Annotated in this window: 1 protein-coding gene; it reads left to right on the top strand. The window is 49.2% G+C overall.

Annotated features, from left to right (window positions below):
- A partial coding sequence (locus AC1Q5Z_RS23365; protein ID WP_492447108.1) for an immunoglobulin domain-containing protein occupies positions 1–1,476 on the top strand: 1,476 nt, incomplete at both ends.

Below are 1,476 nucleotides of genomic sequence, written 5' to 3'. Positions count from 1 at the left end.
ACTCTTGCAACAGGAACGTATTATGTAAGCCAGACTTCTGCAGAAGGATGCGAAAGCCCAAGAACTTCGGTAAGCGTAAAGGTAAATTCGACTCCATCGGCACCGGCAGCTTCTGCACAGAACTTCTGCTCTGGGGACAATAAAAAAGTAAGCGATCTTTCTCCATCGGGATCTTCATATAAATGGTACAGCGCCAATACAGGAGGCACTCTGTACGGAGGAACTGAAACTCTTGCGACGGGAACGTATTATGTAAGCCAGACTTCTGCAGACGGATGCGAAAGCCCGAGAACTTCGGTAAGCGTAAAAGTAAACGCTACTCCGTCAGCACCGGCAGCTTCGGCACAGAACTTCTGCTCTGCGGACAATAAAAAAGTAGGCGATCTTTCTCCATCAGGGGCTTCGTACAAATGGTACAGCGCCAATACAGGCGGCACTCTGTACGCGGGAACTGAAACTCTTGCAACAGGAACGTATTATGTAAGCGAGACTTCTGCAGACGGATGCGAAAGCCCGAGAACTTCGGTAAGCGTAAAAGTAAACGCTACTCCGTCAGCACCGGCAGCTTCTGCACAGAACTTCTGCTCTGCGGACAATAAAAAAGTAAGCGATCTGTCTCCATCAGGGGCTTCATACAAATGGTACAGCGCCAATACGGGCGGGACTCTGTACGCGGGAACTGAAACTCTTGCGACGGGAACGTATTATGTAAGCCAGACTTCTGCAGACGGATGCGAAAGCTCAAGAACTTCGGTAAGCGTAAAAGTAAACGCTACTCCTTCAGTGCCAGCAGCTTCGGCGCAGAACTTCTGCTCTGGGGACAATAAAAAAGTAAGCGATCTTTCTCCATCAGGGGCTTCATACAAATGGTACAGCGCCAATACAGGCGGGACTCTGTATGCGGGAACTGAAACTCTTGCAACAGGAACGTATTATGTAAGCGAGACTTCTGCAGACGGATGCGAAAGCCCGAGAACTTCGGTAAGCGTAAAAGTAAACGCTACTCCGTCAGCACCAGCAGCTTCGGCACAGAACTTCTGCTCTGGGGACAATAAAAAAGTAAGCGATCTTTCTCCATCGGGATCTTCATATAAATGGTACAGCGCCAATACAGGAGGCACTCTGTACGGAGGAACTGAAACTCTTGCGACGGGAACGTATTATGTAAGCCAGACTTCTGCAGACGGATGCGAAAGCCCGAGAACTTCGGTAAGCGTAAAAGTAAACGCTACTCCGTCAGCACCGGCAGCTTCGGCACAGAACTTCTGCTCTGGGGACAATAAAAAAGTAAGCGATCTTTCTCCATCAGGAGCTTCATATAAATGGTATAGCGCCAATACAGGAGGCACTCTGTACGGAGGAACTGAAACTCTTGCGACAGGAACGTATTATGTAAGCCAGACTTCTGCAGACGGATGCGAAAGCCCAAGAACTTCGGTAAGCGTAAAAGTAAACGCTACTCCGTCAGCACCGGCA

The organism is Flavobacterium sp. GW823-FHT06G12 (assembly GCF_058794775.1).
The sequence above is the reverse complement of the archived record's forward strand: the minus strand, read 5'-3'. Positions and strand labels throughout refer to the sequence as shown.